The 22,615-nt window shown below is 64.5% G+C and carries 17 protein-coding genes and 1 tRNA gene; 6 read left to right on the forward strand and 12 right to left on the reverse strand.

Annotated features, from left to right (window positions below; translation table 11 throughout):
• Positions 1-229 precede the first annotated feature (229 nt).
• Entirely contained in the window at positions 230-1,744 is a 1,515-nt protein-coding gene (locus tag I6F21_RS17310) for an autotransporter domain-containing protein (protein WP_225140071.1), read from the reverse strand.
• Between the two features lie 496 nt (positions 1,745-2,240).
• Here I6F21_RS17310 and I6F21_RS17315 point away from each other — a divergent pair, with 496 nt between their 5' ends.
• Entirely contained in the window at positions 2,241-3,101 is an 861-nt protein-coding gene (locus I6F21_RS17315; RefSeq protein WP_225183350.1) for a methyltransferase domain-containing protein, read from the forward strand.
• A 123-nt stretch (positions 3,102-3,224) separates the two neighbouring features.
• On the opposite strand, the gene I6F21_RS17320 is transcribed toward I6F21_RS17315, so the two are convergent.
• From I6F21_RS17320 to I6F21_RS17345, 6 genes are all read right to left on the reverse strand, one after another.
• A complete protein-coding gene (locus I6F21_RS17320; protein ID WP_225140069.1) occupies positions 3,225-4,205 on the reverse strand; it encodes a cation diffusion facilitator family transporter in 981 nt (326 codons plus the stop codon).
• A gap of 2 nt (positions 4,206-4,207) precedes the next feature.
• Positions 4,208-7,426 carry a CusA/CzcA family heavy metal efflux RND transporter gene (locus tag I6F21_RS17325; RefSeq protein WP_225140068.1) on the reverse strand — a complete coding sequence of 1,073 codons (3,219 nt, stop codon included), beginning with the start codon at positions 7,424-7,426 and terminating at the stop codon, positions 4,208-4,210.
• Entirely contained in the window at positions 7,419-8,405 is a 987-nt protein-coding gene (gene ihpB, locus I6F21_RS17330; RefSeq protein WP_225125155.1) for a divalent metal ion exporter adaptor subunit IhpB, read from the reverse strand. Before ihpB ends, I6F21_RS17325 begins: the two co-directional genes overlap by 8 nt.
• Complete coding sequence (gene ihpA, locus I6F21_RS17335) at positions 8,402-9,676, reverse strand: divalent metal ion exporter subunit IhpA (RefSeq protein WP_036010223.1); 1,275 nt, start codon at positions 9,674-9,676, stop codon at positions 8,402-8,404. The genes ihpB and ihpA overlap by 4 nt, the downstream gene beginning before the upstream one ends.
• 55 nt (positions 9,677-9,731) lie before the next feature.
• Complete coding sequence (locus tag I6F21_RS17340) at positions 9,732-10,094, reverse strand: hypothetical protein (RefSeq protein WP_225125157.1); 363 nt, start codon at positions 10,092-10,094, stop codon at positions 9,732-9,734.
• A gap of 120 nt (positions 10,095-10,214) precedes the next feature.
• Entirely contained in the window at positions 10,215-10,445 is a 231-nt protein-coding gene (locus I6F21_RS17345) for a hypothetical protein (RefSeq protein WP_146207727.1), read from the reverse strand.
• Between the two features lie 358 nt (positions 10,446-10,803).
• Here I6F21_RS17345 and I6F21_RS17350 point away from each other — a divergent pair, with 358 nt between their 5' ends.
• Entirely contained in the window at positions 10,804-11,694 is an 891-nt protein-coding gene (locus I6F21_RS17350) for a hypothetical protein (protein ID WP_036010217.1), read from the forward strand.
• A 64-nt stretch (positions 11,695-11,758) separates the two neighbouring features.
• Here I6F21_RS17350 and pepT read toward each other — a convergent pair whose 3' ends face one another.
• Positions 11,759-13,009: a peptidase T gene (pepT, locus tag I6F21_RS17355; RefSeq protein WP_225140067.1), complete on the reverse strand. Its 1,251-nt coding sequence runs from the start codon at positions 13,007-13,009 to the stop codon at positions 11,759-11,761.
• Positions 13,010-13,107: 98 nt separating this feature from the next.
• Positions 13,108-13,437 (reverse strand): HU family DNA-binding protein, encoded by a 330-nt coding sequence (locus tag I6F21_RS17360; protein WP_036010212.1) that lies wholly within the window; start codon positions 13,435-13,437, stop codon positions 13,108-13,110.
• A gap of 233 nt (positions 13,438-13,670) precedes the next feature.
• Here I6F21_RS17360 and I6F21_RS17365 point away from each other — a divergent pair.
• Positions 13,671-13,747, forward strand: a tRNA-Asp gene (locus I6F21_RS17365).
• 95 nt (positions 13,748-13,842) lie between these two features.
• Here I6F21_RS17365 and I6F21_RS17370 read toward each other — a convergent pair.
• Positions 13,843-15,339, reverse strand: coding sequence for a caspase family protein (locus tag I6F21_RS17370; protein WP_225140066.1), 1,497 nt, complete (start codon positions 15,337-15,339; stop codon positions 13,843-13,845).
• Between the two features lie 16 nt (positions 15,340-15,355).
• On the reverse strand, positions 15,356-17,551 hold the full coding sequence (locus tag I6F21_RS17375) for a caspase family protein (protein ID WP_346656820.1): 2,196 nt from the start codon (positions 17,549-17,551) through the stop codon (positions 15,356-15,358).
• Between the two features lie 238 nt (positions 17,552-17,789).
• Between I6F21_RS17375 and I6F21_RS17380 the strand changes: the two genes are divergently transcribed.
• Together I6F21_RS17380 and I6F21_RS17385 are read left to right on the forward strand one after the other, a co-directional pair.
• Positions 17,790-18,041, forward strand: a complete 252-nt coding sequence (locus I6F21_RS17380; RefSeq protein ID WP_036010209.1) for a hypothetical protein — start codon at positions 17,790-17,792, stop codon at positions 18,039-18,041.
• 252 nt (positions 18,042-18,293) lie between these two features.
• Positions 18,294-19,400, forward strand: coding sequence for an autotransporter outer membrane beta-barrel domain-containing protein (locus I6F21_RS17385; protein WP_225140064.1), 1,107 nt, complete (start codon positions 18,294-18,296; stop codon positions 19,398-19,400).
• Between the two features lie 166 nt (positions 19,401-19,566).
• Here the strand turns inward: I6F21_RS17385 and I6F21_RS17390 are convergent, their stop codons facing one another.
• Complete coding sequence (locus I6F21_RS17390; protein WP_036010204.1) at positions 19,567-19,770, reverse strand: hypothetical protein; 204 nt, start codon at positions 19,768-19,770, stop codon at positions 19,567-19,569.
• 379 nt (positions 19,771-20,149) lie between these two features.
• Between I6F21_RS17390 and I6F21_RS17395 the strand changes: the two genes are divergently transcribed.
• A complete protein-coding gene (locus I6F21_RS17395; RefSeq protein ID WP_225140155.1) occupies positions 20,150-22,405 on the forward strand; it encodes a TonB-dependent siderophore receptor in 2,256 nt (751 codons plus the stop codon).
• Positions 22,406-22,615 lie beyond the last annotated feature (210 nt).

A 22,615-nucleotide genomic window follows, 5' to 3' on the forward strand; every position in this document is an offset into this window, starting at 1 on the left:
TTCCAGTTTGAGGAAGCGCGAACCTAGCGCGGAAATCTGGTTGGCATCTGATTCCGATGTGGCCGTTCGGTGAAACAATGCGGCCGCAATGCGCGCGGATGAGACGCTTGCGTCGGGTCCGGAGCCCAAAGCGTAACTCTGTTCCAGACTTTCATATTGACCGAATGCAGAAAGCAAAAGCCCCGGACGAACCGGAGCTTTGCCTTAGCGACGACCAGCAGTGGGGTGATCAGTACTTCGCCACGACGGGGCCGCCGCCCCAGTTGAAGCGATAGACCAGCTGGCTGCGAACGGCATGAACCCATTTCTCGGAATCGATCGACGCTCCAACCGACAGACCGGTTGCCGTGTCGCGGACGGCGTTCGTTGCGGTGTCGAATTCAGAGAACCGATATTCGGTCTTCCAGAACAAGCCCGGCACGATCTTCAGCGCGTGTTCTTCGCCGGCGCCGATGAACCAGCCCCTGTAGGTACGCTTGTCCATGAACACGCCGCTTGGTCTTCCGAACGGCGCAGCGTTGAGGGTGAAATCGGTACGGTCAAAGCTGGCTTCGGTATAGCCGACTGAGAAATAGGTTAGGAGGCTCGGGGTCGCCAGCCAGCCGAGCCGGCCGCCGCCCGCCCAGGCCGAGCTCATCTTCTCTTCGCCCACGATCCCGAAGCGAGGCGGGCTGAGCTGGCCCTTGAGGCTGCCGATATCGTAGTCGCCGAATGCGCCGACGACGAAGGCCGCGCCCGCTGCCGCAAACTGGTAGTCGCAGCCGCCCTGCACAGTCCCGAAGAAGCCGCGGCCTCCCGTCGTCGCTGTATCGCTGAAGCGGGTTCTGGTGGGACCATCGATGTAGGTCGTGTTGTCCTGATTCCAGAGCCCATAGCCTCCGCCGCCGCCGACGTGGCAGCCGGTCCAATTCGTGAGCGGCGTGGGGGCCGGAGGCGCCTTCAGATAGACAGGAGACGTCACATCGACGGCGGGGCCGCTCGAATTGAAGCGGTAGACCAACTCGCTGCGGACAGTGTGGACGTACTTCTTCGAATCCTCGGAAAAGCCGATCGGCAATCCGCTCGCCGTATCCCGGATCGGATTTGTGCCGACATTGAAGTCGGAGAAGCGGTATTCCGTTTTCCAGAAGAGACCCGGCAGGAAGCCCAACGCATATTCGGCGCCGGAGCCGATGAACCAGCCATCGTAGGTTCGCTTGTCCTGATAGAGGCCGGCCGCAACTCCGAAGGGCGGAAAGTTCAGATTGAAGTTCGTGCGGTCGAAAGTCGCTTCGGTGTAACCCGCCGAGACATAGGTCAGCAGGCTAGGCGTCGCCAGCCAGCCGAGCCGGCCGCCGACCGCCCAGGCCGAGCTCATTTTCTCGTCGCCAACCATCGAGAAGCCGGAGGGAGTGAGCCGCCCGGTTAGACTGGCGAAATCATAATCACCGAAGGCGCCGATCACGAAGCGCTCGCTGGCCGCCGCAAACTGATAGTCGCATCCCGCCTGTACCGTCCCGAAGTACCCGCGGCCACCGGTGGTGATCGTATCGGCATTCTGAAAGCGGGGCGGACCGTCGACAAAAGTCGAATTTTCCTGATTCCACATGCCGTAGCCGCCGCCGCCCGCGACATAGCAGCCGGTCCAGTTGACGAAAGCTGCGGCGACAGCCGGTGGCTTGGCGTATTTGCGCGGAAGGTCGGCTGCCAATGCTGATCCGGAAAACGTCACCAATGCCACGAGGGCGGGCGCAACCTGCTTCATTCCAAACATTCCCATTCCACCAGACCGCGGCCAAGCGACGCCTCGCCAAGCCACAATCGACTCCTCGGGACAAACATACGAAGTTTGATTCAGAATGCTGTTGCAGGAAGGCTACAATCGCGGAAAGTGTGCGGCTCGCCTGTGCATATCCAGCCGCGAGCCGGGCTTTTCGCGACACAGCGTTTCTGGTGTCGGTCTCGTGGGAGCAGAGGGTGCGAGCCTTGGCCCTTCGAAGGGACCGGATGGCGTCCAGAAGAACCTCTTTGCTAGCAGACGGTTCTGACGGTTCGACGCGTGCAGTCCAGTGCTGCGGACATCGACAGTTTTCCGAAAGTCAGTCTCTGATCGGACGCGGCCCGGACGGGCCGGTACGCGCCGACGCGGCAATCCGTCGCGCGACCTCCAAAGCGCTCTCACACGTGCCTGACGTTAGGGCGCCCGCTTTTCGACCGAACAAGCTTCTATGATAGAGCAAGAATAGATGATGGAGCCTTGAATGGAACGACCCGCCGGGCACGCAGAGAACGCCGACCAGATCGCCTATTGGAACGGGCCGAGCGGGCAGCGCTGGGCCGATCGCCACGCGGCGCAGGAGAAGCTGCTCGGCCCTATTGCCGACGTGTTGATCGACCGCGCCAAGCCGAAGCCGGGCGAGCGCGTTCTGGATGTCGGCTGCGGCTCCGGCGCGACGACGTTTGCCTTCGCAAAGGCGGTGGCGCCCGATGGCTTCGCGCTTGGCCTCGACGTCTCCGAGCCGATGCTGGCGCAGGCGCGGGTGCTCGCGCCGAAGGGCCTGCCGCTCGACTTCGTGCTGGCGGATGCGACCGTTTATCCGTTCGAACCGGCGAGCTTCGATCTGCTCGCTTCACGCTTCGGCGTGATGTTCTTCGCCGATCCCATCGCGTCCTTCGCCAATCTGCGTCGCGCGCTGAAGCCGGCCGGCCGGCTCGCCTTCGCCTGCTGGCGGGAGCCGAAGGAAAATCCGTGGGCGATGACGCCGCTGATGGCGGTCTACAAGCACGTGCCCAAGATGCCGCCGGTTGGGCCGGAGGAGCCGGGCCCGTTCGCCTTTGCTTCGGAAGAGCGCGTCATGCGCATCCTGAAAGGCGCAGGATTCTCGGACGTCGCGATGGAGCCGCACAATCTGGCGATGGACATTGCTATCGGCGGCGGGCTCGAGGCCGCCGTCGACGGCTCTCTCCAGATCGGTCCCGCCAGCCGCGCACTCCAGGGCCATCCGCCCGAGACTTATGAAGCTGCCAAGGTTTCGATCCGCGAGGCGCTCGCGCCGTTCCTGAAGGAGCAGAGCGTGGCGCTCCAGGGCGCGATCTGGATCGTGACGGCGAAGGCGGGGTAGGGCGCAGCGCTCTCCACCGTCATTGCGAGCGAAGCGAAGCAATCCAGAATCCCTCCGCGGAGACAATCTAGATTGCTTCGTCGCAACGGCTCCTCGCAATGACGATGCGGAGGCAGAGTCGCCTCACACCACATCATCCGGCGCGAGCGCGCAGCCGTTGTCGGGATGCGTCTCGACCTGGAGCGTGGTGTGGCCGATGCGGAAGGATGTCTTGAGGAGCTCCGTCGTCTGCATCAGGAATGCGTCGTCGCTGCCTGCGGGCATCACGAGATGGCAGGTCAGCGCCGTCTCGGTGGTCGAGATCGGCCAGACGTGGAGATCGTGAATCCCCGACACACCCGGTCGCGCCAGCAGGAACACCCTGATTGCGGCGAGGTCGGTACCCTTGGGCGCGGCCGCCATCGACATGTCGATGGAGCCGCGCAAGAGGCTGGTCGTGCTCCAGAGGATGGTGGCGCAGATCATGAGGCTGGTGATGGGATCGAGCCAGAGCCAGCCGGTCCAGATGATCAGCGCGGCCGAGACCACGACGCCGAGCGAGACCGCGGCGTCGGCGGCCATGTGCAGATACGCGCCTTCGATGTTGATGTCGTCCTTGCGTCCGCCAGCGAACAGCAGGGCGGTGAAACCGTTGATGAGGATGCCGATGCCGGCGACCACCATCACGGTGACGCCTGCGACCGGCTCCGGCTCGCGCAGGCGCAGGATCGCCTCCCAGCCGATCGCGCCGGTCGCGACCAGCAGGAACACCGCATTGGCCAGCGCCGCCAGGATGGTGGAGGCGCGAAAGCCGTAGGTAAAGCGGCCTTTGGGCGCGCGGCGGGCTGCGATCGAGGCGCCCCAGGCAATGACGAGGCCGAGCACGTCCGACAAATTATGGCCGGCATCGGCGAGCAGGGCGGTGGAGTTGCCGACATAGCCGTAAACCGCCTCGGCGACGACGAGCGCGATGTTGAGCGTAATGCCGAGCGCGAACGCCTTGCCGAAATTGGCGGGTGCATGGACATGGCCGTGTCCATGACCATGATCGTGTGTATGGCCATGCGCATGCGAGTGGCCCGCATGATCATGGTCGTGATGACCGTGGTGGTCGTGGCTGCCCAATTCTAGCGCTCCGCAGACGCCGCCAAATCAGGGGCCATTGTAGGCGTTTCATCTGCCACGTCACGGCGGAAGAGCACGTACAGCGCCGGCAGCACCAGCAGCGTCAGGACGGTCGAGGAGAGAATGCCGCCGATCACCACGGTTGCGAGCGGCCGCTGCACCTCGGCCCCGGCGCCGGTGGCGAGCGCCATCGGCACGAAGCCGAGCGAGGCGACGAGCGCCGTCATCAACACCGGGCGCAGCCGTGTCAGCGCGCCTTCGCGCACGGCCTCCGCGACCGAGCGTCCCTCGCTGCGCAGACGCTCGATGAAGGCGATGATGACGAGGCCATTGAGAACGGCAACGCCGGATAGCGCGATGAAGCCGACGCCGGCGCTGATGGATAGCGGAATGTCGCGCAGCAGCAGCGCCGCGACGCCGCCGGTCAGCGCCAGCGGCACGCCGGAGAACACCAGCGCCGCATCCGCCGCCGATCCCATGCCCATGAACAGGAGCAGGAACACCAGCAGCAGCGCCACCGGCACCACGATCGTCAGGCGCTTGGTGGCCGAGACCAGCTGCTCGAACTGGCCGCCCCAGCCGATCCAGTAACCCGGCGGTAGCTTGACCTTCTCGGCCACCGCGGCCTCGGCCTCCGCGACGAAAGAGCCGAGGTCGCGCGCGCGGACATTGGCCGTGACGACGATGCGCCGCTTGCCGTTCTCGCGGCTGATCTGGTTCGGCCCCGGCGTCGCATCGACGGTGGCGACCGATGACAGCGGCACATAGCGCATCTGGGTGAGGGGCGAGCTGGCCAGCGCCGTTCGAACGGCGCTGCCGGTTACCGCCTCCTCGGCGGGCGGCAGCGGGATCGGGATCGCCCGGATCGCCTCGAGATTGCCGCGCAGGTGCTCCGGCAGGCGCACCACGATGTCGAAGCGGCGATCGCCTTCGAACAGCTTGCCGGCCGACTTGCCGCCGACCGCGATCTCGACGATGCCCTGCACCTCGGCGACGCTGAGGCCGTAGCGGGCAAGCGCCTGGCGATCGAGGCGCACGGTGAGGATCGGCAAGCCCGAGACCTGCTCGATCTTGACGTCGCTGGCGCCGCGGATGCCGCGGATCGCGGCCTCCACCTGCTTGGCGGCGCCTTGCAGGATGTCGAGATCGTCGCCGAAGATCTTGACGCCGACATCGGTGCGGACGCCGGAGATCAGCTCGTTGACGCGGAACTGGATCGGCTGGGAGATTTCGTAGGCGCTGCCGGGAATCTCGTCTGCAGCATGCTCGATGGCCTCGACCACCTCCGATTTCGACTTGCCCGGATCGGGCCATTCGGCGCGCGGCTTCAGCATGACGTAGCCATCGGTCTGCGCCGGCGACATCGGGTCGGTGGCGATCTCCGCGGTGCCGATGCGGGTGAAGAACTCCTTCACCTCCGGAATCTGCATGATGCGCTTTTCCAGCGCCTTCTGCAGGTCCAGCGACTGCGTGAGGCTGGTACCTGGAATCCGGATCGAGGCCAGCGCGACGTCGCCTTCGTCGAGACTCGGAATGAACTCGCCGCCCATGCGCGAGGCGGCGATGCCGCTCGCGGTCACGATGAGCACGGCGGAAAGGGCGACGGCGAGCCGGTTATCGATGGCAAAGCGGAGCAGGGGGACGTAGGCGCGCTTCGCCGCGCGCATGAACAGGTTTTCGTGCTCGGACACCTTGCCGGTGACGAAGATGGCGACGGCCGCCGGCACGAAGGTGATGGAGAACAGCACGGCCGCGCCCAGCGCCATCAGCACCGTCAGCGCCATCGGCGTGAACATCTTGCCCTCGACGCCGGTCAGCGTCAGCACGGGCAAATAGACCACGGCGATGATCAGCGTTCCGAACAGGCTCGGCTTGATCACCTCGCTCGACCCGCGCAGGATCGCGCGCAGCCGTTCGGGCGTCGTCAGCAGCCCGCCTTTCTCGCGCTGAGCCACCGCCAGCATGCGCAGGCAGTTCTCGACGATGATCACGGCGCCGTCGACGATGATGCCGAAGTCGATCGCCCCCAAGCTCATCAGGTTGGCGCTGACCTTGGTCTCGACCATGCCGGTGATCGTCAACGCCATGGACAGCGGAATGACGCAGGCCGTGACCAGCGCGGCGCGGAAGTTGCCGAGGATCAGGAACAGCACGGCGACCACCAGCGCCGCGCCTTCCAGCAGGTTGTTCCTGACGGTGCGGATGGTGGCTTCGACGAGATCGGTGCGGTCGTAGACGGTCCGCGTCACGACGCCCTCGGGCAGCGATTTGGCGATGTCCTCCAGACGGGCTGCGACGCGGCGGGCCACGGTCCGGCTGTTCTCGCCGATCAGCAGCATGGCGGTGCCGAGCACGGTCTCCTCGCCGTTCCAGGTCGCAGCGCCCGTGCGCAAATCGCGCCCCTCGGTGACAGCAGCGACGTCCCTGATCCTGACCGGATTGCCGCCGCGCGAGCCGATGACGATGTCCTGGATTTCGCTGACAGTGCCGACCTGGCCCGGCGAGCGAACCAAATATTGCTCGCCGTTGCGCTCGATATAGCCGGCCCCGACATTGGCGTTGTTGGCGGCGAGCGCGGTCATCACGTCGCGGAAGCCGAGCCGGTAGGCCATCAGCTTGCCGGGATCCGGCAGCACGTGGAATTGCCGCTCGAAGCCGCCGATCGTGTTGACTTCGATCACGCCCGGCACGTTGCGAAGCTGCGGTCGGATGATCCAGTCCTGCACGGTGCGCAAGTCGGTCAGCGAATAGTCGCGGTCGCCCTGCGTCTTCGCGCCCGCCTTGGCCTCGACGGTGTACATGAAGATTTCGCCGAGGCCGGTCGAGATGGGACTCATCGCGACCTCGACACCCGCCGGCAGCTGGTCTTTCACCTGCTGGATGCGCTCGCCGACGAGCTGCCGGGCGAAGTAGATGTCGGTGCCGTCCTTGAAGACGACCGTGACCTGGCTGAGGCCGTAGCGCGACAGCGAGCGGGTGTAGTCGAGCTTTGGCAAGCCGCCCATCGCAGTCTCGACCGGGAAGGTGATGCGTTGCTCGGTCTCGAGCGGCGAATAGCCGGGAGCGCGGGTGTTGATCTGGACCTGGACGTTGGTGATATCAGGCACGGCGTCGATCGGCAGGCGCTGGAAATTCCAGGCGCCAAAGGCGACGGCGCCGAGCGCGAGGACGAGGACCAGCCAGCGCTGCTGCAGCGAGACGGCGATGAGACGCTCAATCATGCTCGGCCTCACCCTTGCCCATCTCCGCCTTCACGACGAAGCTGTTCTCCGCGACGTAATGCTCGCCGGCCGAAAGCCCGGCCTTGATCTCGACATGGCGCGGATCGGAATCGCCTGTTTCGACCGGGCGCGCCTCGATCTTGTCGCCGTCCTCGCGCACGAACACGATGGTCTTGTTCTCCAGCGTCTGGATCGCGCTGCGGCGCACGGCAACCGCGACATTGCGCGCTGCGAGGATCAGCCGCGCCGTGACGAACAGGCCGGGCCGCAGCCGTCCGTCCGGATTTGGCAGCACCACGCGCGCCAGCGCGGTCTGGGTCTCGCTCGAGCCGATCGGTGCCATGTAGGAGATCGTGCCCTTGATCTCGCCGCGGCCGTCGTCGGGATCGATCAGGACCTCGTCGTTGAGGCGGACGCGGCGGAGGTCCTGGCGGTAGATCGACAGGTCGACCCAGATCGTGGAGAGGTCGGCGACCACGAAGGCCGGCTTCTGCTCGGAGGCGTATTCGCCGAGCGAGATCTGCCGCTCGATGATGGTGCCGGCAATCGGCGCCTTCAGCTCGTAGACGGTGAGGCTCTGGTTGCTCTCGATCGCGGCGAGCAGGTCGTCCTTGCCGACCTTGTCGCCGATCCGCTTCTGGATGGATTTGGCGAGGCCCGGAAAGCGCGGCGTCACCTGGACCACGGCTTCCTGGTTGGCGCGCAGGATGCCGTTGAAGGCGAGCGTGTCGGTCAACGTGGCGCTCGCGGCTTCCGCCAGCGTGACGCCCGCGGCCGCCAGCTTGACGTCGGAGATGCGGATGCGGTCGGCGCCGTGCTCGTCCTGCTCGACGCGATCGTTCGGCTTCTTATGTTCGGAATGCTCGGCGTGTTCGCCGTGCTCGGTGTGCGCGAGCTTGTCTGCTGCGAGCAGGGAATAGCCGTAAGCGCCTAGCGCGGCGGCGACGATGGCTACAAGGATGGTGGAGGACGTCTTCATCGCGCGCTCTCCCGGGCCAGCGTAAAGGGATTGCCGACAAGGCCTTCGATGATGGCCACGCCGGCGTGGAAATTCTGCAGCGCCTCCTGCTCGCGCAGCCGCGCCTGGGTGACGCTGGCCTGGGCGTCGAGCACTTCGAGCAGGGTGAAGCGGCCCTGGCCATAGCCTTGCGAAATCGCCTCGGACGCTTCGACGGCCTTGGGAATTGCGGTCTCGCGCAGCACCGCGAGCTCGCGCAGCGATCCCTGCAGCGAGTCATAGGCGCGGCCGGCGATCACGATCAGCGCGTTGCGGTTGGCCTCGCGCTCGGCTTTGGTCTTGGCGAGGCTTTCCTGGGCCGAGAGGATGTTACCCTGGTTCTGGTCGAAGACGGGGATCGGCACGGAGACGGTCAGCCGCGCCGCATCGTCGCCCGTTTCGTTGAAGTGGCGCCAGCCAGCCGCGATCCGCACGTCCGGATAGGGCCTGAGCCGCGCCAGTAGCAGCTCGGCATTACGCTGGGCGTAGACTGCGGTCCAGCGCACCAGCTGCGGATTGGCGTCGATGGCGGCAACCACGGCCTGGAACGCCGGCGGCCGCCCGGTGGTGTCGAGCCGGCCGGACACCTCGCCGAATTTGGCGGCGGGATCGCCCATCAGCACCGCAAGCTCGCGCCGGGCGCTCGCCAGCGTCGCCTTGAAGCGCTCGCGGTCCGCCTTCACCAGGGCGGAGGCGACCTCGGCGCGGCCGGTCTCCGCCGGCGAGGAGGCACCGGCCTCGACACGGCGGCGCAGAAGCGGCGTCAGGCGGTCGATCGCGGCGATCTGCTCGTCGAGGATCTGGATGCGCCGCTGCGCGCCGAGCACGCTGAGAAAGGCGATCGCGGTCTCCGACAGCACCTCCAGCCTGATCGCCTTGCGCTGGATCGCGGCGACCTCGACGCCGGCTGCGCCTGCGGCAATCCGCGCCTCGCGCTTGCCGAACAGCTCGAAGGCCTGGCTGATCTGGAGCGTGGTCTCCGCCGAGCGCGTTCCGCGATATCTGCCGGAGCCGAATGAATCGTCCTGTTCGTAGGACAGTTCCGGATTGAGCAGGGCGCCCGCCTGGATACGCTGGCCGGTGGCGATGCCGACGTCGCGCTCGGCTGCCGTCAGGCGCGGGCTCGCCGCCAGCGCGCGCGACAGCGCGCTTCGCATCGTTAAAGTCTGGGCGTGAGCCGGTGCAAGCGCCGATGCTGCAATCAGACACGCTGCCGCGCACGCGAGGCGCGCGGCCATTCCCCTGCAAAACATGAAATCGACCTGTGAAGGATGAACCTAATGGGCGCGCCGCGCCCGACCAATCCGTTCAGGCAATAGGTCTGGGAGGGGGAGAGTCGGTATCGGGCACAATTCCGGCGAGGCGGGGGGCCTGTTGCGGGCTCGGTGCCGACACGAGCGCGATCGCAGCGGTCGATGGTGCCGGCTGTGCCACGGTCAGCGAAAAGCAGCCGTGGCAATGATGTCCGCCGATGGTCTTGTGGTCGTCATGGCCGGTAGCGCCATCGAGGACCGCGGCGATCTCCGAACCGCCGCGGGGCGTGGTGACGTCGATGTCGTGCGCGCCGTGCAGAGCGCCCGCGAGCAGATAGACCGCCGCGATCAGCACGGACAGCAGCCCGCGCGGAAAACGCGAGCGGCGGGATCCTGAGGGCTGACGGTTTGCGAGCACGAGTTCACTCTGGTTGCGGTCTGTGCCCGGCCTAGCATGGGTGCGGGAACAGTGTCGACCCGCAACATTGTTACGTCCCTGGAACAATTGCCGCAGCAGTGCATGCGGTGCCAGCGCCTCTCACTGGCGGACAATGACGTGCCGATGCGGCGCCATGGTTTCGAACGCGGGGGCCGGAGCGTCGCTGCCATTGTCACCTTCCATGGTGATGACCGCCCGACAGCTCGCTTCCATCGCCCGTTCCAGCCATTTGATGGCTTCGTCGATCCATTGGTCGTGGTGCTCGGGATCGGCGAGGGCCTTCTCCCGGAATGCATTCGCCTGATGCAGGCACGCCGTTCTGCGGTCCACGCGCCTCTCCTGATCCGGAGGTTCCGCCCCATCCCACCATTGATGATCCCGGATCCGGCGTCGTTAACATACGACAGGAGGAAACCTGCCGGCCGCAACGCGGAAAGGCCCCAGCCGGACGAGCCGGCTGAGGCCTCATGTGCTCACAATCTCTATCCCTAGAACTTGGACAGACAACCCGCATCCTCCAAGTTCGTTCCATACGATCTGTCCAATTTGGAACGTTCCTCATACCTCGCGATTAGCGAGAGAAGAAACTGAGGAGGACGGACAATGGACGGACTGATTTATCTGATCGGCTTGATCGTCGTCATCATGGCGATCCTGTCGTTCTTCGGCCTGCGCTGAGAGCGCCGCGATGACGGTCGAGACTCTGATGCGGGAAGAGGTCATGGAAGGCGGCTTGGCAGTTGAGGCGCCTCGAACCATCCAGTGGAGCTCGGTGTTCGCGGGTGCGCTTGCTGCGAGTGCAATGTCGTTCATCCTGATCGGTTTTGGTGTCGCGGTCGGCCTCGGTGTCAGTTCGGCCTCGCCGAGCTGGCGCGATGCGTCGGCGGCGCTGGCGCTACTCTCCGGGCTCTATCTGATCATCCAGGCGATCGTCAGTTTTGGATTTGGCGGTTACGTCGCCGGCCGGACCACCCGGTCCGAGCCCGCGCTCGCAACGATCGAGGATGACGGCGAGCGGCGGGACGGGCTTCACGGGTTGACCGCCTGGGCGCTGGCGGTCCTGGCCGGCGCCGCGCTGCTGGCCCTTCTCGGCGCTGCCGCGATCGACCGTTCCCCGATGCGCAGCTCGGCGAGCAACACCTCGGCGGCCGAGCCCTTGTTGAGCTATGAGCTCGACAAGCTGTTCCGCGCGCCGCGCCGCGCTCCGAACACCGACCTAAGGGAAGCGCGCGCCGAAGCCGGACGTATCCTGATGACGTCGTCCAGCCACAGCGGCGTCGCCGCCGATGACCGGACGTACCTCGTGCAGCAGGTCGCCGCGGTCACGGGACTGGCGGCCCCCGACGCCGAAAAGCGCGTTGACGCCCTGATCGCAGACGCGAAGACGGCGATCAACCGCGCGCGGCGCAACTCGATCATCGTGGCGTTCTCGGTCGCAGCCGCGACCCTGATCGGCGCCGCAGTGGCCTGGGCCGCGGCGGTTGCCGGCGGACGCCATCGCGATGGAGAGCCGTTGCCGAACTGGATGGCGAGCGCCAACCGCTTCCACCGCAACCCGCGCGCAATGCCGGTGCCGTAGGCCCCTCAACCAAATGGAAATGGCCGGGCGCAAGCCCGGCCCTATTCGACGTCTTCAGGAAGCGTCAGGCCTTCTCTTCCCAGATCATCGCCAGATGCACGATGGTCTGCACCGCCTTCTCCATGTCCTGCCGGCTGACCCATTCGAGCCGCGAATGGAACGCGTGCTCGCCGGCAAAGATGTTGGGGCAGGGCAGGCCCATGAAGGACAGGCGCGAGCCGTCGGTGCCGCCGCGGATCGCGGTGCGCATCGGGCGCAGGCCGGCGCGGCGGATCGCCTCGATGGCGTATTCGAGCACGTGCGGGTGACGATCGATCACCTGCTTCATGTTGCGGTACTGCTCCTTGACCTCGAACGTGTAGGTCGAGCGCGGGTAGTCCTTCATCACGTCCTTGACGATGCCCTCGAGCAGCGCCTCCTTCTCCTTCAGCCCTTCCTCGGTGAAGTCGCGGACGATGAAGGAGAGCGTCGCCTGTTCGAGCGCGCCGTCGATGCCGATCGGATGCAGAAAACCCTGCTTGCCCGAGGTGGTCTCGGGCGAGCAGCCCTCCTTCGGCAGACGCTCGACGATGGCCGCGGCGATCTTGATCGCGTGCTCCATCTTGCCCTTGGCGTAGCCGGGATGGGCGCTGACGCCGTTGATGGTGATGGTGGCGCCGTCGGCCGAGAAGGTCTCGTCCTCGACGCAGCCGGCGCTCTCGCCGTCCATGGTGTAGCCGAAATCGGCACCCAGCTTGTTCAGGTCGACATTGTCGACGCCGCGGCCGATCTCCTCGTCCGGCGTGAACAGGATCTTGATGGTGCCGTGCTTCACGTCGGGATTGTTGATGAAGAAATGCGCGGCATCCATGATCTCGGCGACGCCGGCCTTGTTGTCGGCGCCCAATAGCGTCGTGCCGTCGGTGGTGATGATGTCGTTGCCGATCTGGTTCTTCAGCGAAGGGTGCTCATTGAAGCGGATCACCTGGCTGGTGTCGCCGGGCAGCGTGATGTCGCCGCCGCGATAGTTCTTCACGATTTGCGGCTTGACGTCCTTGCCGGTGACGTCGGGCGAGGTGTCCATATGCGAGCAGAAGCAGATCACCGGCACCTTCTTGTCGGTGTTGGCCGGGATCGTTCCGTAGACGTAGCCGTAATCGTCGAGATGCGCGTCCACAACGCCCATGGCCTTCAGCTCGGCAGCGAGCACGCGGCCGAGATCCTTCTGCTTCTCGGTCGACGGCGAGCTGGGGGATGCCGGATCGGACTGGGTGTCGATGGTGACGTAGCGCAGGAAGCGCTCGGTCACGGTATGCGAAAAGGAGAGGGAGGACATTTCGGGTCAAACCGCCGGGTGTTCTTGAAGCTGGCGGTATATCAGAAAAGCGGGCCGTGATGCGGCCGCAACGGGCTCGGGGTCTGGCTTTAGCGGCCTCAGATCGCTTCCTTCAGTTCCTTCACCGGGCGGAACGCGACCTTCCTGGTGGCCTTGATGTGGATCGCTTCGCCGGTGGAAGGATTACGGCCGGTGCGGGCGGCGCGCTTGCGGACCTGGAGGATGCCGAGGCCGACGATGCGGACCCGGTCGCCCTTCTTGAGGTGCTTGGTGATCAGATCGACCATGTCGGTCAGCACGGCCTCGGCATGCTTTTTGGAGACATCCTGGCGCTCGGCAATGTCGGCGGCGAGGTGCTTGAGCGTGATCGTGGCGGGCGCGGCTGCCTTCTTCGCAGAATCCTTCTTAGCCGGATCCTTCTTAGCCATGTCTGGCCTCCTCGATCTTGCAGGTCGTCCAGAGGGAGATGGCCCCTGACCCGCAAGTTCCCGGAGGCGTAGACGATTCGGGACCGGACTGACTACGCCGCCGGCATTACCGAGGGCCGCGTTCGTGTGTGCCAGCAGTGGAATCGGCTGGTTTGAGCTGTGGATGCAACATCCTTGACTTCACCAGATCGGGCCTTTAAGTCCCCCCTCGTTCCGCAGACATTGCGTGTCACGCGGGAGTAGCTCAGTTGGTTAGAGCGCCGGCCTGTCACGCCGGAGGTCGCGGGTTCGAGCCCCGTCTCTCGCGCCATTTTTGGCAAATAGATCAAATAGTTGCTGTCTCGGCCAAAAGCGCCGCTTGGACTGCCGTTTCATCCCGATCGCTTCCTCCCCGCCAGAATTCGTCTATTTCGGCTTGGACTCCTCGATATGCGCGAGGATGCGCCGTGCGTCGGTGCTGCCGGCCTGCGCTGCCTTGGCCAGGAGCCGCCTGGCCGCGGCAAGGTCCCGTCGGCCGCCGATTCCGTTGGCGTTGCACCGGGCGAGATTGACCAGAGCTTCGAGTCCGCCCATCGCGGCGCCCCTCTGGTACAGCGCCCGAGCCAACTTCAGGTCTCGCCTGGCTCCCAGTCCCTTCTCGGCAAGCTCCCCCATCCTGTTGATGGCCGTCGCATCGCCGAGCTCGGCGGCCCGCTGGTACAACGCATAGGCCTTTGCGGGATCGCTGGCCGCGCCGATTCCACGCTCCTGCTGTAGGCCGAGGCTGACGAGTGCTGGCGCAATCTTCTTCTCGGCGGCCATCTCATAGTAGAAGCGCGAGCGGGCGGGATCTTTCTCGACGCCGTTGCCATTCTCATACATCAATCCGAGCTCGTAGAGCGCGCGTGCGTTGCCGAGCTCGGATGCCGCCTTGTAGCTCGCCACCGCTCCTTCGTAATCGCGCATGGCGAACAATGAACGCCCGAGCTGGTAGTGCAGGCGGTCCACCCCTGGAGACCGCTTGACCGCCTCCGCGCACGCCGCAACCGCGCCCGCCGCCTTTGTATCGTCGCGCGTCTCGCCTTGGTCGGCGCGTCCCCTCAAATCCGCGAGCCCGGCAACGGCGTTGTCGCAGTGCTGCATGACGGCGGTATCGTCCTGGACGACTTGCTTGACGGGATGGAGATAGATCTTGTCCTTGGAAAGCTGACCATACATGTAGGGCGTCTGCTTCCGGTGCGTTGCCTGCCGAACCTCGTCGCGAACGTTGCGAAACACAAAGTTGATCTCGAGGTCGGCCTGCCGGAGGTATTTCAGCAGCGCCGCAGTGAAAGGGCTGTTGCGGCCTTCGCCTTCTTCCGCGGTCCGCCCCGGCTCCGCCGGAAAGAACACGAGCGTGTTGCGGATCGGTGCGCTTCCGGGTGAGGTCAGGGAAGAGCTGCTGCGGCGGCCATTCGGTATGGCAGGGAACGGGTTCTCCCGCATGGCATCCAGGATCACCAGACCCAGCCTGCGAGCCCGCCCTGCGGCAGCGGTCACCGCAGCCAGGGGAACGGTCTCTGCGTTGGCCGACTCAGGTGTCGCAAGATGCGCATCCACGGGGATCAGGTAACTGCCGACACCGGCAGCTGCACTGTATCCGGCAAAATAGAAGACCGCGATGTCCGCAGCGGCGGACTTCTCGGTGAAGGCGACGAGCCCCACGCGCAGATCGTCGATGGTCGTGTTCTTGCGCAGATCGACATCGAAGCCGAGGCCGGCGAGACCCGCGGCAATGTCCTCGGCATCATTGACGGGAGAGCCGAGCGGCGGCGCGTTCGCGTAGCTCGCGTTTCCAATGACCAAGGCGACACGGCGGTTGGAAGCTTCTGCTTCGGCGTCGAAGAGAAGCCCGATGGCAATGAACAGTGCCAGCCAGCGCAAGATGGAGTTGCGTCCCTTAGTCGATGCCCGAACGGAGCTGCCGCATCATCCAGTCGCGGTCGGTGAGAAAATCGAGGCCGAGCAGACCATAGTCGACGCGCAGAAACCCGTCCACTCCAGACGACACCGCCGCGGGAGTCTGCCGCGCGACCTCCTGCGCCATCACGCCGACATAGAACCTCGCATCGCCCTTGTATCGATAGCGGTAGAGGCGGAGGCCAGTATCGGTCCAGCCGAGTGCCGTAATGTCCTCCTTGAGGCGGATGTCCGATGGAATGGTGACGCGGCTCGCGGCATTCGAAGCGGCAGTCGAGGCCGCTCTGCTGGCCGCGCTTGATGCAGCGCTCGAGGCTGATCGGCTGGCAGCGTTCGACGCTGCGGCTGATGCCGCCTGCGATGCCGCCCGGCTTGCTGCGCTCGACGCGGCATTGCTGACCGCAGTCGAAACGGCATTGCTGACCACGTTGCCGACGACGTTACTGACGACGCCGCTGACCACATTGCCGACATTCTGGTTCACGCGTGCAACTACTCGCCGATATTCGCGATTGCGAACCTTTTCCTCTTCCGAGCGGGTGTAGGCGGAAACCAGGAGCCCGCGCCTGCGCGCCTCGGTCACCGCGTTGATCATGCATCCCTTGGGATTGCCCTTGGACCGGCAAAGCTGGAATTGAAGCTGGACGTAGTCCGGGTATTTTTTGATGGATCTGGCGCACGCCCCGGAATCGCCGTCGAAGCAGGCGTTCACGTCGCTATCGTGCGCTGATTGCAGCATCAGTTCGGTGGAATTGACCGGTCGCAGGGCAAGGTCGCTGCCCGGCGGCAGGCGGTTATGGCGCGAGCTCGGATAGCGCTCGGCAAACCGGCCAACCACGCTCTTGTCGCGTGATTCCTTCAGGACGTCCCATGCCTTCTCGACTGCCTCCGAATTGCCGGTGGTCGTCTCGGCCGAGGCGAGCTGATAGCTCGCCGGTGGCGGACCGGGCATGTCGATCTGCCCGGTGGCTTGGCCCGGCTTAGCCGATTTCTCGAGCGAAGCCTGCGCGACCCGGGCGCTCTCGACATGCTGGCCAAACGGATAGAGATCCAAATAGGCGCGGTAGGCCGCGAGCGACTTCTGTCGCTCGACGATCTTCCAGGCGTTCGTTTCAGCCGTCTGCAACTGCGCAATGCGCTGGTCGATTTCGGCCGTATGCGCGCTCGCCGGGAATTGCTGGGCGAAACGGCGCAAGGTCGCGATCTCGTTGGTCGAGCGGACGAACTCCCAGGCGAGCTGCTCGGCATCTGCTCCACCATCGCCGCTTGCGATGTCGGCTTCGCCGTTGAGATAGATGTCGCCCTTCGGCAGCGTCCCGTAGATTGCCGGCTCTTGTGTCCCGGTCTCCTTCCAGACTTCGTCGTGCACGATCCGGAAGAGATAGTTGATCTCGAGTTGCGGCGTTTCGACATGGCGCAGGAGCGAGCCGGAGTAGGGGCTATTCCGCCCGGCCCCGTCGCTCGCCGTCGTGCCGGCAGCGGCCGCAAAGGCAACGAGCACGTTGTCGCTCACCTCGACAGGGGCAAGACCGCGCGTGTCGGCCGCGAAAGGCGTCGGGGAACGGGGTGTGCCGGACACTGGCGCGGCCGCCTTGGATGGCCGCGACGACAGCGCGCGTCCCGCGGCGGCGACCTTCGTCGTTTCGAACGGGTCGTTGCGGCAGGCGTCGAGAACCACGAGGCCGATGATCTTCGGCATCACGGAGATATCGATCAGGGTCTCGAGATTGATCGCCTCGGCATAGACATCGATCTCGGACTTGATTTCGGCATCGACCGGAATCAGCCAGTTCTTTCCGTCCATTTCGACGCCATGGCCTGCGAAGAAGATCACCGCCTTGTCGGCCGTCTTCGCCGCATTGCCGAATTCGATGAGGGCCTGCCGGAAATGATTGTAGTCGAGGTCGGCGAGGTGTCTGACGGAATATCCCAGACGACCCAGCGACGTCGCCATGTCGGCGGCGTCGTTGGCCGGGTTGATGAGTTTTGGGACCTTGCGATAGTTGCTGTTGCCCACAACGAGCGCGATCCTGTCTCCAGCGGTCGCCTGCAGTATTGTCGAAACGAGCATCGACAATGCTACGCAGCCGAGAACGGCGATCCGGCGTGCCAGTTCCTGCAACGTGAAGAGGGGACGCGAGCTTGCGAGAACGAAAATCCCGAAATGGGCAGGCATCGGCAGAAACTCAGAAAATGAAAAATCGCAGAAACGGGCTAAGGCGGCTTGTTCGTGGATTTTACATCAAGGGATGCTGGATGACGACATCAAAGGCCTCCGTGTTCAGGATTTCGTGAACCGGGAGTGGCGATGCTTCGACCAAGAGGCTGCACATCGCGAGCGGTGAAACCAGTCGCGCTGCGCTGGTGTTGATGGCGCAGGCGGCGGAGGCCGGCGACATCTTCGGAGACTGCGGATGACCAGGATAGTCAAGTTCGCCTGTGCGCCGATTCTGGCCCTGCCGCTGCTCGTCGCTTTGTGCAGCGTGGCCCGCTGCAATGATCCGGCCGAATCGTCACGCGACTCGATCATTCAGAACGTTCGAGAGGACGTGCGGCGGCACATCCGGGCACGGGAAGCAGGCAAGCCTAAGAAAAGTCCGGAGCTGAGCCAAACGGCAACGCAGCGTGGTGCCACGAAGAAGCGAAACCGCTCGACGGTGGAGTAGTGGGATATCGGCGCGCGCCCTGCGTTGGGTTGCTTCTCGTATCCGGGCGTGTTGCTCGGCGTGCAGCGCGGCCTGGGAAAGTGTTGCAAATGAGCATCAGCTGGGCGCGCTTGATGGAGCCGAACCCCCAATTCAGCCAATCAGGTGAAGACGCCGCGGGTGCTTTGCAAATAAATTCGGCGCCTGAAGCTTGCGGGAATTTACCTCCCGCCAAGGCTCGGGGCTGAACCAGCAGGGGGCTGATCGAATACCATGAGGGCAGGAATTTTCCGCCGCAGCTTTGTCGTGGCCGTACCTTTTTTGCTTAGTCTGTTTGCGACGCGACCGGTCTCCGCACAGGAGGTCAATGTTCCGCAGCAAGTCATCAACAACACCGTTCAGAACATCATCCAGAACGTCCGCGACCAGATTCAGCATCGCAGGGTCGTTACTCCTCCTGGAATGCTGCGCTTCAGCGGCGAGGAGTCGGATTTCGACCGCCGTGATCCGTTCGCCGCAAGGGGTGTCAGCAATCCGTTCGGTGCCCTGGCCTACGCCAAGGCTCCGGCACTTGCAGCGCCGCCCCCGGCGGTCTGGCTTTACGGCGCGAACCTCGTCGGCAGTGGCGACAGTGCGCAATCGAGCGGGGTCCAGGTCAGCGTTGCGACGGTGACCGGCGCAGTCGATGTGACCAAGATCGGTATCTTCACTGCAACCGACGCGCTGACCTTCATCGGGACTGGCTCCCATTCGTGGGCGCACACCTTCACGAATGGTGGACTGACGACCGATGGTTCAATTCCATCGACTTCCGGCACCCTGTCGTATCTCAACGGCGGTTTCTCGACTGACTTCACCGCGCTTGCGAGCTGGACTCGCACCACATCCAATCTTCCCCTTGCCGCGACCGCGGACGGCACCGGCATCGCCTATACCTGGAACGGCCAATACCGGTTCGACTTCCCCTACACCGTGTGGTTCGAGCCCACGGTCGGCGTAACCTATTCGGAGGGCTATACCGCCAATTTCGGCAGCAAGACGGGCGATTCAACCGAATTTCACGGTGGCATGCGCGCCGGCTTCGAGACGGACTGGCTGGGCTTTAAGATCCAGCCGTCGATCTCCGGTCAGTACTACAGGATCGTTGACGCGAGCGGCGCCGGCGCTGTTGGAGGTGCGGTCCCCGTTGCGGCCGGCGTGATCGGTACTAATGGTCTTCGCGGTTCCGCAAAGGTCAACGTGCTCTGGACGCCGCAGCTGTCGTCCTACCTCGAAGTTCATGGCAGCAGCATCACCTTGCCGGACCCCCTGCTGCCTGGGGTTGGCGGATTCGGAACCTCGATCGCGGGTACTCAGGCCGGCCTTCGCTATACCTGGTAGAGTGATCTCGAAGACGGATGCCCGCCGTGCCCGGCGGGCATCTTCTTGCGCTCCTCTCGCGCCTGGCGGAGGCAACATCCCCCGCGGCGCCGTCGCATGGGTGAAACCGAACGAAAAGGCCGCCTGAAGGCGGCCGTTTGGTATCAAACCGGACCTTTTCGGTTGTTCAGCGAATCTCGGACGTGCCCGCGCTGGTCACCACCACCGGCTTGCCGGCCTTGATGACCTGGGTGGACTGGGCGGTCTGGCTGTAATCGGCATGGGTGCGGGCCGCAATCCCGAAGCCGGCCACGGCAATGCCGGCCACCAGCGCCACCACCACGATCTTCAGGTGGGTCGCACGATCAGCAGAATGAATTGAGTGGTTCATCTGAGCCTCCCGACGGGCTTTGCCGTCGTCTACGGGCTCATCTTCTAAGCGCCGTCTGTTTCCGGATGGTTTCGCGGGTTCCGCAAAATGGTTTCATCTCGCCCGGCCGGCAAGTTTCATTCGGACGGCCGCGCTGGGCTGGTCTGGGGCGCCGTTTGGCCGCCTGATCGTCTTTCGGTGATCGCCGCCGAAGCCCGCTGATGTTGCAGCAACATACGGAAATATTGGAGCATTTCTAAGAGTCCTTCTAAGAAGCATTCAATTAGGGAATTCCCGCGCCCTCACATAAGCGTCATCGCGAGCGCATGCCGTTCCGGGGACAGGCGGCATGACGCATCGAAACATGCAGCTTTGGGGTGGCGCGTTGAACAGTCTTGGAATGCTGCGGTCGGCCGTGTTGGCGACCGCATCCGCTTGGGTTTTGATGCCTGAGGCATCGCTTGCACAATCTTCCGCGCAGAGTGGCGCGCAGAACATTCCGCCGGTGACGGTCACGGCGCCGGAAGCGCGCCGCCGCACCGCGGCGACGCCTCAGCGCCGCGCGACGCGGATCTCGGCGCAGACCCCTGCCTCGAACAGGCCGCAGCCACGGCGCGACGTCGGCTTCGTCGAGACGCCGCGCGGGCCGGTGAATGGCTATGTCGCCGGCCGCAGCTCGTCGGGCACCAAGACCAACACGCCGATCATGGAGACGCCGCAGGCGGTGTCCGTCATCGGTGCCGAGCAGATCCGCGACCAGAAGCCGAACAAGCTCGACGAGGTTCTGCGCTACACCGCCGGCGTGCGGGCAGGGACTTTCGGTACGGACACGCGCAACGATTGGTGGCTGATCCGCGGCTTCAAGTCCGAGGACATTGGGCTGTTCCTCGACGGCATGCAGCTGTTCTACACGTCCTATGCGAGCTGGAAGCTGCAGACGCCCAACATGGAGCGTGTCGAGGTGCTGCGCGGTCCGTCGGCGGTGCTGTATGGCGGATCGAGCCCGAGCGGCATCGTCAACGTCATCAGCAAGATGCCGCCGGCCGAACCGATCCGTTACATCGAGACCGGCGTCAACAACTTCGGCAACGCCTATGTCAGCTTCGACATGGGCGGTCCGGTTGCGACCAGTCCTGATAACGGCAAGCTGTTCGCGCGCGTGGTCGGCCAGGTCCAGAACGGCGGTACGCAGGTCAACTTCACACCTGACAACAACTACTTCATCGCGCCGTCGGTCACGTGGAAGCCCGATGCCGACACGACCTTCACGGTGCTGGCGTCGGCCTCGAAGCAGGATACCCGCGGCATCAACTTCCTGCCCTATCAGGGCACGGTGACCAGCGCGCCGTTCGGCAAGATCCCGACCAGCTTCTTCGTCGGCGATCCCAGTGTCGATAAGTTCACGCGCGAGCAGGAGATGCTCGGCTACCAGTTCGAGCGTCATCTCACCGACGATGTGACGTTCCGTCAGAACGCGCGCTTTGCGCATGTCGACATCACCTATCGCGGCTATGTCGGCAACGGCTGGGACAACATCAACACGGCGACGATGGGCCGCTATAACTGGTATGCGAAAAACACCGCGAATCAGGCCAATCTCGACAACCAGCTGGAGTATCGTTTCAACACCGGCGCCGTCAGGCACACGATGCTGTTCGGTGTCGATCTGCGGGGCTATCAAATCGACGATTACCAGGCCTTCGGGTTCGGTGTGCCCTCGATCAACGTCTTCAATCCGGCCTACGGAGGAGCTGAGGTTCCGCTACCCGGCTCGCCGTTCCGCAACTTCCTCATCACGCAGAAACAGGCTGGTACTTACGTTCAGGACCAGATGAAGCTCGGCAATTTCACGCTGGTGCTGAGCGGCCGCAATGACTGGGTCGAGACGACGCAGGAAGCCCGGGACACCGGCGCCACCGTCGCCAGCCGCGACGACAGCAGGTTCAGCGGCCGCGCCGGGTTGATCTACAATTTCGACAACGGCATCTCGCCTTACGTCTCCTATTCAACGAGCTACAATCCAATCATCGGCCTTAATGCGTCGAACCAGCTTTTCCTGCCGGAGACCGGTAAGCAGGCCGAAATCGGCGTGAAGGTTGCGCCGGTCGGATTCGACGGCTATTTCACTGTTTCGGCGTTCGACCTTGTCCGTCAGAATGTCCCGACAACGGTGCCGGGCAGCGTTCCGCTCCTGCAGAACCAGACTGGCGAGGTGACCTCGCGCGGCATCGAGCTCGAGGCGGTGGCCAATGCCACGAAGGAGCTGAAGTTCATCGGTGCTTTCACGGCCTATAATCTCTTTGTGAGCAAGGATCTCGATCCGACGCTCGTCGGCAAGACGCCGACCAACACGCCCGAACTCCTGGTGTCCGGCTGGGCCGACTACACCTTCAAGGACGGACCGCTCGCGGGCTTCGGCTTCGGCGGCGGCGTACGTTACATCGGCTCGTCCTGGGCCGATACCGCCAACACGCTCGAGGTTCCCGCGGTCGTGCTCGGCGATCTCGCGCTCCACTATGAATGGCAGAACTGGCGGACGGCGCTGAACGTGATCAACCTGACCGACAAGATCTATGTCGCAAGCTGCGCGTCGTCCACGTCCTGCTTCTACGGCGACCGTCGGCGCGTCACCGCCAGCGTCTCCTACAAATGGTGAGGACAGGCGAGGGCAGGGCCGGAAGGCTCTGGGACGAAGCGCAACCGATCGTGACGTTCGCTCGGCTCCACCTGGGCGTCCGCTGATCTGCGGTTACGATGAGCTCGCGGGCCATGCCCCCCGGCCCAAAGCTCATCCGGGCGCGGCGCGAGCGACCGGCAGGTCGCCGCCGCGCCCGCGACCGGCTTGGAGCCAATCGCGGGCACATTC

The sequence above is a fragment of the Bradyrhizobium sp. NBAIM03 genome, from assembly GCF_020194055.1.
Taxonomy (GTDB): domain Bacteria; phylum Pseudomonadota; class Alphaproteobacteria; order Rhizobiales; family Xanthobacteraceae; genus Bradyrhizobium; species Bradyrhizobium yuanmingense.